Genomic DNA, 12,941 nt, shown 5'->3' with positions numbered 1-12,941 from the left:
TCAGGAGATCAACAGGACGACGAAGGCGGCGATGCACGCCGTGATGATCGAGCCGATCTTGAACAGATTGATGAAACCCGCATAGGTATCTTCGGCTGCCTTCATTTCCTGCTGTGCCATCACTTTATCCCCTTGTTCGTCGTCGGGCGCGCATACGCGCGGCCCGGAATCGTCAGAATCGGACGTCGCGCCGGTCTTAGCCACGGCGTTCCATATGCTCAAGTGCCGGTTTGCCCACCGACGCTATTGCGCCAGCAAAAGTCAAACGGCCTTAATCGCCCTTTTACCCCTCTCGCCTATAGGCGATTGATACGGCATAACAACGGCATGACCATGCCGGTACAGGGGCAGAACCACGACCATGACGAGCACGCGTGACACCCGGACGGTGATGATCGTCGACAGCGAGCCTGCGCAGCAGCGCTTTCTGTCAGCACTCGTGTCACGGGGCGGCTGGCGCAGCATCGTCGCGGGCGATACCGACACGGCGCTCGCCAAGCTGGGCACGCAGGAAGGCATGGTGCTCGACGCCGTGCTCGTCGACCAGGGAACGCCGGGGATGCCGATCGCCGAATTCGTCACCGAACTGCGCCGCTGGCGCCCCGCGCTGCCGTTGATCGTCATCACGATGCGCAACGGGGTCGAGGTCGCGGTCAGTTCGATGCGCGCCGGCGCGAGCGATTTCGTCCAGAAACCGATCGCTCCCGACCGCCTGCTCGGCGCGCTCGACCGGGTCGCCTCAACAAGTGGTCCCCAAGGCGAACTTCGCCCGCTCACCGAAAAGCTCCGCGCGCCGCTGGCGTTCGAAGAAATCATCGGATCGAGCCCCAATTTCCGTAGCGCGCTCGCGATCGCCGCCAAAGCCGCGCGCGCGCGCGTCCCGGTGATGATCAACGGCAAGCCCGGCACCGGCAAGGAAGTCTTCGCCCGCGCTATCCACAGCGCCAGCCCGCGCGCGCGCGCCGCACTGGTGATGGTCGATTGCTCGGCGGTATCGCCGGGACTGATCGGTTCCGGCCTGTTCGGCCACGAACGCGGTGCCTTTCCCGGCGCCTTCGACCGCCAGATCGGGCGGCTGGTGCAGGCCGACGGCGGCAGCGTCATCATCGACCATGTCGAATGCATCCCACCCGACACACAGGCGAAGCTCGTCGAATTCCTGAACACCGGCGAAGTCCAGATGATCGGCGGTAGCATCCGCCAGAGCGTCGATGTGCGCATCATCGCGACCAGCACCAGCCCCCTCGACAAGCTGATCGAGGCCGGCCATTTTCGCGAGGATCTTTATTACGCGCTGTCGAGCGCGCAATTCACCCTGCCCTCGCTTTCGGAACGCCGCGGAGATGTCGGCCCGCTCGCGCGCCATCTGCTCGCGCGGATCGGCGGACTTCCCGGCATGGGCCCGATCGGGGTCACCGACGACGCGCTGCGCCTGCTCGCTGCCTATGCCTGGCCGGGCAATGTCCGCCAGTTGCAAGATGTGCTGTTCCGTGCCGCGGTCGAAAGCGAAACCGACGTGCTGACCAGCGCCGACTTTAATGCGATCGAGGCGGCGCTTGGCGGCGGGAGCCGCGCCAGCGACGGCAATATCGCGATCAACGGCGAAGCGATCGGCGTCACCCTCTACCTGCCCGACGGCAACCTCCGCCCGCTCGAGGAAATCGAGGCCGACGTCATCCGCCTCGCGATTGGCCATTATCGCGGCCGGATGAGCGAAGTCGCGCGACGGCTGGGGATTGGCCGCTCGACGCTCTATCGCAAGCTCAGCGATTTGGGGATCGACACAGCGGCCTAGCCCCTTTCGCGCAAGCGGGAATGGGGTCAGGCCGTCAACGCGGCATCCCTCAAGCCGCGCCAGATGCGCAGGGATTGGCGGTTCTCGAGCACATCGTGGACGCGCAGCAACTGTGCGCCGTACGTTACCGCTTGATAATGCAGCGCTATTGTTCCGCCGAGACGTTCGTCGGCCGGGGCCTCATTGTCGAGTGCGCCGATCATTCGCTTGCGGCTTGCCGCGAAAAGCAGCGGACAGCCGAGCGTGTGGAACAGCGCGAGGCCGTTCACCAGCGCCAGATTGTCGCCGATGCCCTTGCCGAAGCCGATGCCCGGATCGACGATGATCTTCGCCGGGTCGATCCCCGCCGCGACGCAGGCCGCAACGCGTTCGGCGAGCATGTCGTAGACGTCGAACAACGGGTTCGCGTAAGTGCCGCCTTCGTGCGGGTCGCTCTTTGCCGAGGGCGCGTGCATCAGTACGACGTGGCAGCCGCTGCTCGCGACGACCTCCATCGCGCGGTCGTCATAGCGCAGCGCCGATATGTCGTTGACGATGGTCGCCCCCGCGCCAAGCGCAGCCTCCATGACCGCCGCCTTGCGGGTGTCGATCGACACCGCGACGCCGCCGCGCGCCAGCGCCGTCACGACGGGTTGAACCCGTTCGATCTCATCGCCTTCCCACACCAAAGGCGCACCGGGGCGGGTGGATTCGCCGCCGACGTCGATGATCGCGGCGCCCGCCGATGCCATCGCAAAGCCATGCTCGATCGCGGCTTCGGTATCGACATGCTTGCCGCCGTCGGAGAAACTGTCGGGGGTGACGTTGAGGATGCCCATCAGCTGCGGCTCGCCCAGCCGCACCGTGCGTTCGCCGAGTTGCAGCGCGCCGCGCGGGCGCGCGACGGCGGCAAGCTGCGCCGAGGCCACGCCTGCCAGCGCATCGGGCATCGCAGCCATCCAGCTGGCGAATTCGGGAACCGGGACGATCGCCGATTGAACGGTCAGACCGTCGCGCAGGCTGACATGCCATGCGGCGAACCAGACCATCGTGTCGGCGATGCGCAGGCAGGCGTCGTCGAGTTCGTGCGGGCGGTCGATGAAACAGGCCGGACGGCAATAGATTTGCGCGGTTGGCGAAGCCTTGCCGAGAACGGCCTTGGTCAGCGGTGCGAACATGCCTCGTCCTTATCCGTCGCCCCCGCGAAGGCGGGAGCCGCCATCGGCGGTGCGCAAGGTTGGCCGCCGCCCCCGCCTTCGCGGGGGCGGCGCGCAATTCCCTACGCTTCGTTCGCCAGCAACCAGTTCTGCCGCACCGTGTCGATCTCGCGCAGCCCGTCGCTGGTATCGACGTGCCAGAAGGTCCAGCCGTTGCAGCTCGGCGCGCCTTGCACCGCGGCGCCCATCTTGTGGATCGATGCCGCCGGATAGCCTTCGCAATCGAGACTGCCGTCGACGCGCACTTTCGCTTTCCAGCGGCGCTTGCTGTCGGTCAGCACCGAGCCCGGGGCGATCATTCCGCCCGAAACCAGCATGCCGAACGCGACGCGCGTTGCGGCCTTGGGCGCCATCATCGTCTTCACCGCGCTCTCGTCGAGCGGCAGCGCCATTTCGATGCGCTCCTTTGCCGCGGCGATATAGTCATCCTCGCGCTCGATGCCGATATAATGGCGGCCGAGGCGCTTCGCGACGGCGCCGGTCGTGCCGGTGCCAAAGAACGGATCGAGGATCACGTCGCCGGGGTTCGAGCAGGCGAGCAGGATGCGATAGAGCAAGGCCTCGGGCTTTTGCGTCGGGTGAACCTTGGTGCCGCCCTTTTTGAGCCGCTCGCCGCCGCCGCAGATCGGGATCAGCCAGTCGGAGCGCATCTGCAGTTCGTCGTTGAGCGTCTTCATCGCGCGGTAATTGAAGGTGTAGCGCGACTTCTCGCCCATCGACGCCCAGATCAGCGTCTCATGCGCATTGGTGAAACGCGTGCCCTTGAAGTTCGGCATCGGGTTCGCCTTGCGCCAGACGATGTCGTTGAGGATCCAGTAGCCATTGTCCTGGAGCGCGGTGCCGACGCGGAAGATATTGTGATAGCTGCCGATCACCCAGATGCTGCCGCCGGGCTTCAGAATACGCTTCGCTTCCTTCAGCCAGCCATGGGTGAAGCGGTCATAGGTCGCAAGGCTGTCGAACTTGTCCCATTCGTCGTTGACCGCATCGACCTGACTGCCGTCGGGGCGATGGAGATCGCCGCCAAGCTGGAGGTTGTACGGCGGATCGGCAAAGATCATGTCGACGCTGGCGGCGGGCAGCGAGCGCATCATTTCGACGCAATCGCCCTGCAGGATGCTGTCAAGCGGAAGCTCGACCGGCGCCGGCTTCGTCGCCCGCGCCTTGACCGCCGGCGCCTTGACCCGTTCCATCACACCCATGTTTTCGCCCCTTGCTCTTATTCGAAAGAAGGCCCTGATGAGTCAGGCGGAGTCCGCCGTCAAGCGCCAGACTCTAGGGATTCCGGGTGACCAAGCGGTTAACGGGATGAGAACGAAAGGAGTCTGGCACACCATATGGAGTCAGTCGCGACTCGGAGACTCAACCACTGGTGGTGTGGCAAAGAGGACTCACCGGCGAAAAATATTTTCGAACTGGCCCTCCCTGTCGCGCTACCAGCGGTTCCACACCTTCTCGGCAAAGCCCGGCAGGTCGCGCACTTGCATCGGCGTGCCGTCGTCGAGGATCACCCTGCCCGAAAACCAGCCGAAAACCTGATCCTGCTCGGTTTTGATCAGCCCCGCATCGACCTTCGCCCAGCGATTGACCGCGGGTATGAATTCCAGCTCGAAACGGCCGTCGTTGCTGGTGAAGCGCCACGGCGCACTGTCGGGCGCGCCTTCGGGCAAGTGGAAGACCACCTGATCGAGCTTGTGCGCGCGGCCGTCGACGAACAGCATATTCTCGCTCGCGGCCGAAGTGTCGCCAAAGCCGTAACCGATGTTGAAACCGAACGGACGGCCATCGACCAGCCCCGATGCCGACCCCCAATACCAGACATTGTCATAAGTCCAGACGCCGCGCCCCCAATCGAGAACCGCAAAGGCATTTTCAGGCACGAAATCATGACTCTCACTGCCAATCTTCACACGCCCGCGCGCCGGCATGCAGTTGATTTTCTGGTTGTAGTAAAAGGCCTGCAGATCGTCGGCGAAGGGGGTCGCGATCACCATCCGGTCCATCTCGGGCTGGTCGAGCCAGATTTCCCCCGACAGTCCCCGCCCCTCGTCATAACCCGGCGCATGGACCGTCAGGCGGCGCCCGCCGGGTTCGTGACGAAAGGCCAGTTCCAGCCCATCCTGTGCGTGAACGATGTCGCCGCTGTCGGCGCTGGGCGGAAGCGCCATCGCGCCCATCGGCTGGGGGATCAGTGCGCCGTGATTGACGAAGCTCTTCCCGCGCAAATCCATCCACGACACGCCGAGAAAACCGGCATAGCCATTGTCCGCGACGGTCAGCGCCAGCCCGAAATCGGCGTCGAGGATGCAATAATAGTCCCATTCCTTGATGCGGACGGGTTCGGCGGCGATTGCTGCACGGTCATAGCGGCGAACCTCGCGGGTCGCATAGCCGGGATCGAGCAGGCGCCCCGCGCCGTCGTGCAGCGCGCCCTCGCGCATCCGCTTTTGTGTCATTGCCCCGCCCTTCTTCTTTATTGCCGCTCAAAGTCCCGGATCGACCCCCGTCAGGTCGACCGAGCGCTCCCACAATTCGCGCGCCAGCTTCGGGTCGCGCGCATCGCGCGTTGCCCGGGCGGGGCCCGAGCGGCCCGACACTTCTCCCAGTCCCTGCGGCCCCAGATAGTCGCCGCCCTGGACGTTCGCGCCGGTCGCCGCCTGCAGAGTTGGCCACGCGCCCTGCGCCGCGCTGTTGAAAAAGGGTGCGGCGAGCGGGGTCATGCTGCGCAGCGGCAGCGGCAGGTGGCGCGTAAGTTCGGTCAACGCGACGCCGGGGTGACACCCAATCGCCTGCGTAGCGCGTCCTGCCGCGCTCAGCCGCCGGTCGAGTTCGAACATATGGAGCAGGTTCGCGAGCTTGCTCGCCTGATAGCGTGGCCATTTGTGGTAGCTGCGGCTGGCGCCGAGATCGCTATAGTCGATCTCGCCGCTCTTGTGCGCGAGGCTGGCAGTGATCACGATGCGGTCGTCGACATGGGGGTGGACCAGCCCGGTGAAGGCGAAGGTGCCGAGGTGGTTGACCCCGAATTGCAACTCATATCCCTGCCTCGTCAGCGTCCGCGGCGGGATCATCACCCCGGCATTGTTGATCAGCACATCGATGCGCGGCCCCGCGAGCACAGCTTCCGCAGCATCCTGCACCTGATCGAGATCGGCGAGGTCGAGCGGCTGAAAGGATAGTTCGGCCTTCGGCACATCTGCGCGGATGCGGTTCATCGCCTCTTCGGCACGGGCCTGATCGCGGCACGCCAGCACGACATGCCCCCCGCGCGCTGCCAGTATCTTCGTTGTTTCAAAACCCAGTCCGGCATTGGCGCCGGTGACGAGGAAGCGTCGCCCGGTCTGCGCGCCGACATCGTCGGCCGTGAATCCGCTGCGCATTACCCACTCCCCCTCTTGAGGTTTTTGGTCAGACCAGCAGCACTTGTGCGACCGGGGCAAAACTGGTCCGATGATGCGGCGTTGCGCCATATTGACGCAGCGCCGCGAGATGCTGGGCGGTACCATAGCCCATATTGCGTTCCCAGCCAAAGCCCGGAAAGTCACTTGCCGCCGCAACCATGAAGCGGTCACGATGCTCCTTGGCGAGGATGCTCGCCGCCGAAATGCAGGGATGGATTGCATCGCCACCGACGATGGTGCGCGCGCTATATTTCCAGCGCGGCAGGCGGTTGCCGTCGACCAGCACCTCGGCAGGCTCGAACCCCAGCGCTTCGACCGCGCGCGTCATCGCGAGGAAGGTCGCCTGCAGGATGTTGATGCGGTCGATTTCCTCGACGCTCGCCTCGCCGATGCCCCAGCGGCAGCGCGCCTTGATTTCGGTTTCCAATATGCCGCGGCGTTTTGCGGACAGCTTCTTGCTGTCGTCGAGGCCCGCGATACCGCCGTCGCAGAGCAATACGGCGGCCGCGACCACGGGGCCCGCGAGCGGACCGCGCCCGGCCTCGTCGACGCCGACGATCATGGATTCCCCTCCGGCTTGCGGGAGGGGGGAGTTAAACCCGCCACGGCGGATAGCGGCGATATTCGCCCGCCTGATAGAGGCACAGGCGATTGCCCGCGGGGTCGGTCAGCCGCGCTTCGCGCCAGCCCCATTCCTCGTCGCGCGGCATCTGGTCGAAACGGACCCCGCGCCGCGCGAGATAGGCGACCCATGCATCGAGCGCGCCGCTCTCCAGATAGGTCGTCGCCCCGCCCGCCGCGCCGTCGCCGACATGAAGCGACAGGGTGACGCCGTTCGCCGCCTCAAAGCGCGCATAGTCATTTTCGGGGCTGTCGACGATCAGCGTCAGCCCCATCTGTTTGTAGAAGGCGACCGACGCGGCATAGTCGCTCGCGGGCAAGGTGAATTGATTGAGCGCGGGACCGGTAAACAGCCCGTCGTTGCGCACTTTTTGATGCCCCATTGGGCCATGGCCTTCGCCGAGCCCCGGCGCATCGAGCAGCGCGAGCCGCACGAAATCGCGCGCGCGCGCCACGGCTGGCTCGAGCGGCATGCCTTGCGCAAGGCCGGTCGCGATCGCGCTTGCCAGCGTGCAGCCGGTGCCGTGGGTGTGCTGCGTGTCGATCCGCGGCGCCTCCCAGCGTGCGACTTCGCCCTCGCCCGGCTCGAGCAGCCGGTCGGTCACGGTGTCGCCCGCGCCGTGCCCGCCCTTGACGAGCAGCGCACAGCCGTGCGCAAGTACTGCGGCTTCGCCGCCCAGCGCGTCGAGTTCGCCAAGGTTGGGCGTCGCCACGCTTGCCCGCGCGAGGAGCTTTTCGAACGCGCGGATCGTGCCGGCATCGGCCAGCACCGACCCGCTCGTCGAGACCATCACGGGGTCGAACACCACCGCCGCGCCCGCAAGATCGGGGCGTGTCAGCCGTTCGGCGACGGCTGCCGCAGTCTCGGCGCTGCCGATCATGCCGATCTTGACCGCATCGACGCCGATATCGGCCACGACGCTGTCGATCTGCATCAACACCATGTCGGTTGGCACGGCATGGACGCCCTGTACGCCCATCGTGTTTTGCGCGGTGATCGCGGCGATCGCGGTCATTGCATGACCGCCGAGCATCGTCACCGTCTTGATGTCGGCCTGTATCCCCGCGCCGCCGCCGCTATCCGACCCGGCGATGATCAGGACGCGTGCGGTCACGAGTGACGACCCGAATGATCGTCACCCCGGACTTGATCCGGGGTCCATGACGCACGAGCGGCGATGGATGCCGGATCAAGTCCGGCATGACGAAAGAGAGGAATGTTCACCCCTTGTGTTTCCGCTCCGTCGAGGCGGGGAATTTCGCCAGCTGCGCGCCTTCGCGCAGCGGCCGGTCGAGCAGGTCGCCGCCGCAATTGGGGCAACGCTCGTCCAGCTTGTCGGCGCAATTCGCGCAAAAGGTGCATTCGAACGAACAGATGAAAGCACCATGGATATCGGCGGGCAAATCACGGCCACACTTCTCGCAATCGGGGCGCATTTCCAACATTTTAGCTTACTGCCTTTCTTACTGCGTCGCAGATGCTGTCGACGACTTGTTCAACCTGGGTCGCATCATCGCCTTCGGCCATGACACGGATGAGGGGTTCGGTGCCCGAGGCGCGGATGACCAGACGCCCCCGACCCGCAAGCGCGGCCTCGCCATCGGCGATCGCCGCCTTGACGGCCGCCTCGTCGAGCGGCTTGCCGCCCGCGAAACGCACATTTTTGAGGAGCTGCGGCACCGGATCGAACTGATGGAGCAATTCGCTGGCGCGCTTGCCCGTGGTCACCAGCTCGGCAAGCACCTGGAGCGCCGCGAGCGTGCCGTCGCCGGTCGTCGCATGATCGGACAGGATCATATGCCCCGACTGTTCGCCGCCGACGTTGAAGCCGCCATTTTTCATGCGTTCGAGGACATGGCGGTCACCGACCTTGGTGCGTTCGAGCCGCAGCCCCTCACCTTCGAGGAAGCGTTCGAGGCCAAGATTCGACATCACGGTCGCGACGACGCCGCCGCCCTTCAGCCGCCCCTGCCGCGCCCAGCTTGCGCCGATCAGCGCCATGATCTGGTCGCCATCGACGATCGCGCCCGCCTCGTCGACGATGATAAGCCGGTCAGCGTCACCGTCGAGCGCGATGCCGATATCGGCACCGCTCGCAACCACGGTTTCCTGAAGCAGCGCAGGCGCGGTCGATCCGCACCGGTCGTTGATATTGATCCCGTTCGGGGTGACGCCGATCGCAACGACGTCGGCGCCCAGCTCCCAGAACACCGTCGGCGCGCTGTTGTATGCCGCGCCATTGGCGCAATCGAGCACGATCTTCAGCCCGTCGAGCCGTACCGACTGCGGCAGGCTCTGTTTCACCGCGTGGATATAGCGACCACGCGCATCCTCGATCCGCTTGGCGCGACCGATCTGTGCCGGTTCGGCAAGCTTGGGTTCGGCGTCGAGCAGCAATTCGATCTGCGCCTCGTCGGCGTCCGACAATTTATAGCCGTCGGGGCCGAACAATTTGATGCCATTGTCATGAAAGGGATTGTGGCTCGCCGACAGCATGACGCCCAGATCGGCGCGCATCGACTGGGTCAGCATCGCGACCGCCGGGGTCGGCATCGGGCCGACCTGCACCACGTCCATGCCCACGCTGGTAAAGCCCGCGACCAGTGCGTTTTCGAGCATATAGCCGGACAGGCGCGTGTCCTTGCCGATCACCACGCGATGCTTGTGGTCGCCGCGCAGGAAATGCGCGCCCGCCGCCATGCCGACGCGCATGGCGACTTCGGCCGTCATCGGAACCTGATTGGTCAGACCGCGGATGCCGTCGGTGCCGAAAAACTTGCGCATGCCACCTCTGCTACCTAAGCCGTGGGAGGAAGAAGGCCTGCCCGGGCTACCGGGACGGCCCTAGGTCACCCTTTTTTGCTTGGCAAGCTGGCCGGGGGATTTGCCGGGAGATTATAGCGTGAAATCGGCATGGATTATCCTCTCGGCGCTGGTCGCCGGGATGCTGCTGGGGATCGGTGTGGAAACGCTGTCGCCTGCGGCGGGGACGGCATCGCTCCCCTATATCGAAACCGTCGGCCTGTTGTGGCTGAAGGCGCTGACGATGACGATCATCCCGTTGATCGTCGCACTGCTCGTCACCGGTATTACCGCGACAGCCGATGCTGCGCGGGCGGGCGCTCTCGCCGGGCGTTCGGTGATGATCTTTCTGGGCGCGATCTTCCTTTCGGGACTGATGTCGCTGCTGATGACGCCGCTGTTGCTGCGCCTTTTCCCCATGTCGGCAGGCGCCGCCGAGGCGCTGCGCCACGGGCTCGGCGGGACGGCCGAAGCGCCGCCTTCACCGACCTTCGCCGACTTCATCCTGGGCCTGATCCCGTCGAACCCGATCGCCGCCGCGGCCGAGACGACGGTGCTGCCGCTGATCGTCTTCACGACCATCTTCGCCTTTGCGATCACCAAGCTCCAGCCCGAACAGCGCGCGACGCTCTCCGGGCTGTTCAGGGCGCTGGGCGACGCAATGCTGATCGTCATCGGCTGGGTGCTCGCGCTCGCGCCGATCGGCGTTTTCGCGCTGGGCTACGCGCTCTCGGTCAAAGCCGGCGTCGCGGCGTTCGGCGGGCTCATCCATTATGTGCTGATCCTGTCCGGCGTCGGCATCAGTTGCCTTCTCCTCGGCCTGCTGCTTGCCTGGCTCGTGGTCGGCATTTCGCTGCCACGTTTTGTCCGGGCGATGGTACCGACGCTCGCGGTCGCGATCAGCACGCAAAGCTCGCTCGCCAGCCTGCCCGCGATGCTCAAGGCAACGGAAGAGCTTGGCGTCGATCCGAAAAAGGCCGACGTCGTGCTGCCTCTCGCGGTCGCGCTGTTCCGTTTCACCAGCCCGGCGATGAACCTGGCGGTCGTCGTCTATGTCGCCTGGCTGTTCGGGATCGAATTGACACCGTGGGAGATGGCGGTCGGCCTGGGCGTCGCGATGGCCGCGGCGCTGAGTTCGGTCAGCCTGCCCGGATCGATCAGTTTCGTCACCTCGATCGCGCCGATCGCGGTGTCGATGGGGGTTCCGGTCGCACCGCTCGGGCTACTCGTCGCGGTCGAGACTTTTCCCGATATCTTCCGAACCCTAGGTAATGTCGTCGGCGATGTCGCCGCGACCAAATATGCCGCCGACGGTGTCGACGACGAACCAGCAGGAGAGGCAATATGAAATATCGCACCCTCGGCCACGGCCTGAAAGTCTCCGCGATCGGCATCGGTTGCATGCCGATGATCAAGGGCGGTAATATCCTGTACGGCGAAGCCGCCGACCTCGATGAATCGACGCGGACGATCCACCGTGCGATCGATCTGGGCGTCACCTTTTTCGACACCGCGCAAATCTATGGCCCGTTCAGCAACGAGGAGTTGCTGGGCGACGCGATCAAGGGCAAGCGCGACGGCCTGATCATCGCAACCAAATTCGGTTTCAGGTTCGAGGGCAACCAGATCGTCGGCGTCGACGGTTCGCCCGCCAACGCTCGCGCCGCGTGCGAAGGTTCACTCCAGCGGCTGGGCATCGACGCGATCGACCTTTTCTATCAGCACCGCGTCGATCCCTCGATCCCGATCGAGGAGGTTGTCGGCGGGATGATGGAGCTGGTGAACGAAGGCAAGGTACGCCACATCGCGCTGTCCGAAGCCGGTCCCGACACGCTGCGCCGCGCCGCCAAGGCTGCGCCGATCACTGCCTTGCAGAGCGAATATTCGATCTGGGAGCGCGATGTGGAGGAAGAGATCCTGGGCGTCTGCCGCGAGCATGGCATCGGATTTGTGCCTTACTCGCCACTCGGCCGCGGCTTCCTCGCGGGCGCGGTGCGCAGCCGCGACGAGTTGCCGGAGAATGATTGGCGCCGCAACGATCCGCGCTATTCGGAAGAGAATTTCCCTGCCAATCTCGCCATCGTCGATGCGATCGGCGCGGTTGCCGACAAGCACAAGGCATCAAAGGCGCAGGTCGCGCTGGCATGGCTGCTCGCACAGGGCGAGGATATCGTCCCGATCCCCGGCACCAAACGCCGGGCGACGATGGAGGACAGCGTCGCCGCCGCCGAGCTGTCGCTGACCGCCGACGATCTCGCCGCGATCGAGGCCGCCGCGCCGCGCGGCGGCACGAGCGGGCCGCGCTACGGTGAACAGGGCATGCGGATGGTGCGGTTGTAGGATAATCGGGAATTGATCGTCATCACCCCGCGAAAGCGGGGACACCTATGATGACAATTCTGGCCGAAAGCAGCCTTTCTGTTTTCGGGCGGCATGTCACGGAAGCAGAGATAGCCCTAGCGAGCCAGTTACTGAGTCCTGCTTCACTGTTTCGAGTCATCGTACAATCGGTCCGTCACCCAACGCACCGCCCAAGCCCATTGGCTATGCTCAGTCGTAGTGCGGGCCGTCCACTTGCGTATTGCTGAAGTTCACGCCGCTCCGCATTGCTACCAAGTCAAAGCGCTTGAAATACGACAATGCCTCGCCCGGCGTGACGCGAACCTCAACGGCACGTACAACTGCCGGGGCAGGCTCAAAGTCAGCGGAACGGAGAAGATATGCCACGAGCGACACGTTGGCTACTGGAGCTCCCCCGCTTTCCCCGGAAGCTATCCTAAACCCCACAACACGCTCACCTTTCTCGGCTTCTCCTCGAGACACTAGCAAATTCTCAAGTGCGACATTGTCTGAGATGTCGGCAGCTACGGTCCCCTTAAAATCGTCATACTGAACGCCAGCGTTAAACGTACCCATTCTGCTTACCCTATTCTGCAAATTCGACTGGTCAATATAGAAAAATACGTAAAGTTATCAAGATATTAAATCCAGTTTTCGAGGATCCTCACGCTTCAACTTCAGCAGAACCAGCCCGGCGGTCCCTAGTGACCAATTGCAGACATGACGATCATCGGAGAGAGGGCCGCTTTCAAACGATCCCGGCGTTCATTCGAGTACCTGATTTC

General features: G+C 64.5%; 13 protein-coding genes. 3 read left to right on the top strand and 10 right to left on the bottom strand.

The window, feature by feature from the left end; translation table 11 throughout:
• Complete coding sequence (locus tag AC1RRJ_RS06035) at positions 1-204, bottom strand: aa3-type cytochrome c oxidase subunit IV (protein WP_493120858.1); 204 nt, start codon at positions 202-204, stop codon at positions 1-3.
• A gap of 157 nt (positions 205-361) precedes the next feature.
• Between AC1RRJ_RS06035 and AC1RRJ_RS06030 the strand changes: the two genes are divergently transcribed.
• Positions 362-1,795: a sigma-54-dependent transcriptional regulator gene (locus AC1RRJ_RS06030; RefSeq protein WP_493120857.1), complete on the top strand. Its 1,434-nt coding sequence runs from the start codon at positions 362-364 to the stop codon at positions 1,793-1,795.
• Positions 1,796-1,821: 26 nt separating this feature from the next.
• On the opposite strand, the gene folP is transcribed toward AC1RRJ_RS06030, so the two are convergent.
• The 8 genes from folP to glmM form a co-directional block, all read right to left on the bottom strand.
• Entirely contained in the window at positions 1,822-2,952 is a 1,131-nt protein-coding gene (gene folP / locus AC1RRJ_RS06025) for a dihydropteroate synthase (protein ID WP_493120856.1), read from the bottom strand.
• Positions 2,953-3,053: 101 nt separating this feature from the next.
• Positions 3,054-4,193, bottom strand: a complete 1,140-nt coding sequence (locus AC1RRJ_RS06020) for a site-specific DNA-methyltransferase (RefSeq protein ID WP_493120855.1) — start codon at positions 4,191-4,193, stop codon at positions 3,054-3,056.
• A gap of 231 nt (positions 4,194-4,424) precedes the next feature.
• On the bottom strand, positions 4,425-5,447 hold the full coding sequence (locus AC1RRJ_RS06015) for a DUF2804 domain-containing protein (RefSeq protein ID WP_493120854.1): 1,023 nt from the start codon (positions 5,445-5,447) through the stop codon (positions 4,425-4,427).
• 27 nt (positions 5,448-5,474) lie between these two features.
• Positions 5,475-6,371 carry an oxidoreductase gene (locus AC1RRJ_RS06010; protein ID WP_493120853.1) on the bottom strand — a complete coding sequence of 299 codons (897 nt, stop codon included), beginning with the start codon at positions 6,369-6,371 and terminating at the stop codon, positions 5,475-5,477.
• A 28-nt stretch (positions 6,372-6,399) separates the two neighbouring features.
• Complete coding sequence (rnhB, locus tag AC1RRJ_RS06005; RefSeq protein WP_493120852.1) at positions 6,400-6,954, bottom strand: ribonuclease HII; 555 nt, start codon at positions 6,952-6,954, stop codon at positions 6,400-6,402.
• Positions 6,955-6,985: 31 nt separating this feature from the next.
• Positions 6,986-8,128, bottom strand: a complete 1,143-nt coding sequence (thiD, locus tag AC1RRJ_RS06000) for a bifunctional hydroxymethylpyrimidine kinase/phosphomethylpyrimidine kinase (protein ID WP_493120851.1) — start codon at positions 8,126-8,128, stop codon at positions 6,986-6,988.
• 106 nt (positions 8,129-8,234) lie between these two features.
• Positions 8,235-8,459, bottom strand: a complete 225-nt coding sequence (locus AC1RRJ_RS05995) for a DUF1272 domain-containing protein (RefSeq protein ID WP_438324893.1) — start codon at positions 8,457-8,459, stop codon at positions 8,235-8,237.
• A 1-nt stretch (position 8,460) separates the two neighbouring features.
• Positions 8,461-9,798 carry a phosphoglucosamine mutase gene (gene glmM / locus AC1RRJ_RS05990; protein ID WP_493120850.1) on the bottom strand — a complete coding sequence of 446 codons (1,338 nt, stop codon included), beginning with the start codon at positions 9,796-9,798 and terminating at the stop codon, positions 8,461-8,463.
• A 118-nt stretch (positions 9,799-9,916) separates the two neighbouring features.
• Between glmM and AC1RRJ_RS05985 the strand changes: the two genes are divergently transcribed.
• Together AC1RRJ_RS05985 and AC1RRJ_RS05980 are read left to right on the top strand one after the other, a co-directional pair.
• Positions 9,917-11,164 (top strand): dicarboxylate/amino acid:cation symporter, encoded by a 1,248-nt coding sequence (locus tag AC1RRJ_RS05985; protein ID WP_493120849.1) that lies wholly within the window; start codon positions 9,917-9,919, stop codon positions 11,162-11,164.
• Entirely contained in the window at positions 11,161-12,156 is a 996-nt protein-coding gene (locus AC1RRJ_RS05980) for an aldo/keto reductase (RefSeq protein WP_493120848.1), read from the top strand. Before AC1RRJ_RS05985 ends, AC1RRJ_RS05980 begins: the two co-directional genes overlap by 4 nt.
• Positions 12,157-12,366: 210 nt before the next feature.
• Here AC1RRJ_RS05980 and AC1RRJ_RS05975 read toward each other — a convergent pair whose 3' ends face one another.
• On the bottom strand, positions 12,367-12,732 hold the full coding sequence (locus AC1RRJ_RS05975; protein ID WP_493120847.1) for a hypothetical protein: 366 nt from the start codon (positions 12,730-12,732) through the stop codon (positions 12,367-12,369).
• Positions 12,733-12,941: the final 209 nt, after the last annotated feature.

The sequence above is a fragment of the Sphingopyxis sp. GW821-FHT12C06 genome (genome assembly GCF_058807415.1).
This window is presented reverse-complemented; position numbering and strand designations above follow the sequence as displayed.

Bases quoted from the DNA above. Each gene is read 5' to 3' on its own strand.
- AC1RRJ_RS05980 (WP_493120848.1), top strand. From the start codon at position 11,161: ATGAAATATCGCACCCTCGGCCACGGCCTGAAAGTCTCCGCGATCGGC.
- folP (WP_493120856.1), bottom strand. From the start codon at position 2,952: ATGTTCGCACCGCTGACCAAGGCCGTTCTCGGCAAGGCTTCGCCAACC.
- AC1RRJ_RS06030 (WP_493120857.1), top strand. From the start codon at position 362: ATGACGAGCACGCGTGACACCCGGACGGTGATGATCGTCGACAGCGAG.
- AC1RRJ_RS06010 (WP_493120853.1), bottom strand. From the start codon at position 6,371: ATGCGCAGCGGATTCACGGCCGACGATGTCGGCGCGCAGACCGGGCGA.
- rnhB (WP_493120852.1), bottom strand. From the start codon at position 6,954: ATGATCGTCGGCGTCGACGAGGCCGGGCGCGGTCCGCTCGCGGGCCCC.
- AC1RRJ_RS05975 (WP_493120847.1), bottom strand. From the start codon at position 12,732: ATGGGTACGTTTAACGCTGGCGTTCAGTATGACGATTTTAAGGGGACC.
- glmM (WP_493120850.1), bottom strand. From the start codon at position 9,798: ATGCGCAAGTTTTTCGGCACCGACGGCATCCGCGGTCTGACCAATCAG.
- AC1RRJ_RS05995 (WP_438324893.1), bottom strand. From the start codon at position 8,459: ATGTTGGAAATGCGCCCCGATTGCGAGAAGTGTGGCCGTGATTTGCCC.
- AC1RRJ_RS06015 (WP_493120854.1), bottom strand. From the start codon at position 5,447: ATGACACAAAAGCGGATGCGCGAGGGCGCGCTGCACGACGGCGCGGGG.
- AC1RRJ_RS06020 (WP_493120855.1), bottom strand. From the start codon at position 4,193: ATGGGTGTGATGGAACGGGTCAAGGCGCCGGCGGTCAAGGCGCGGGCG.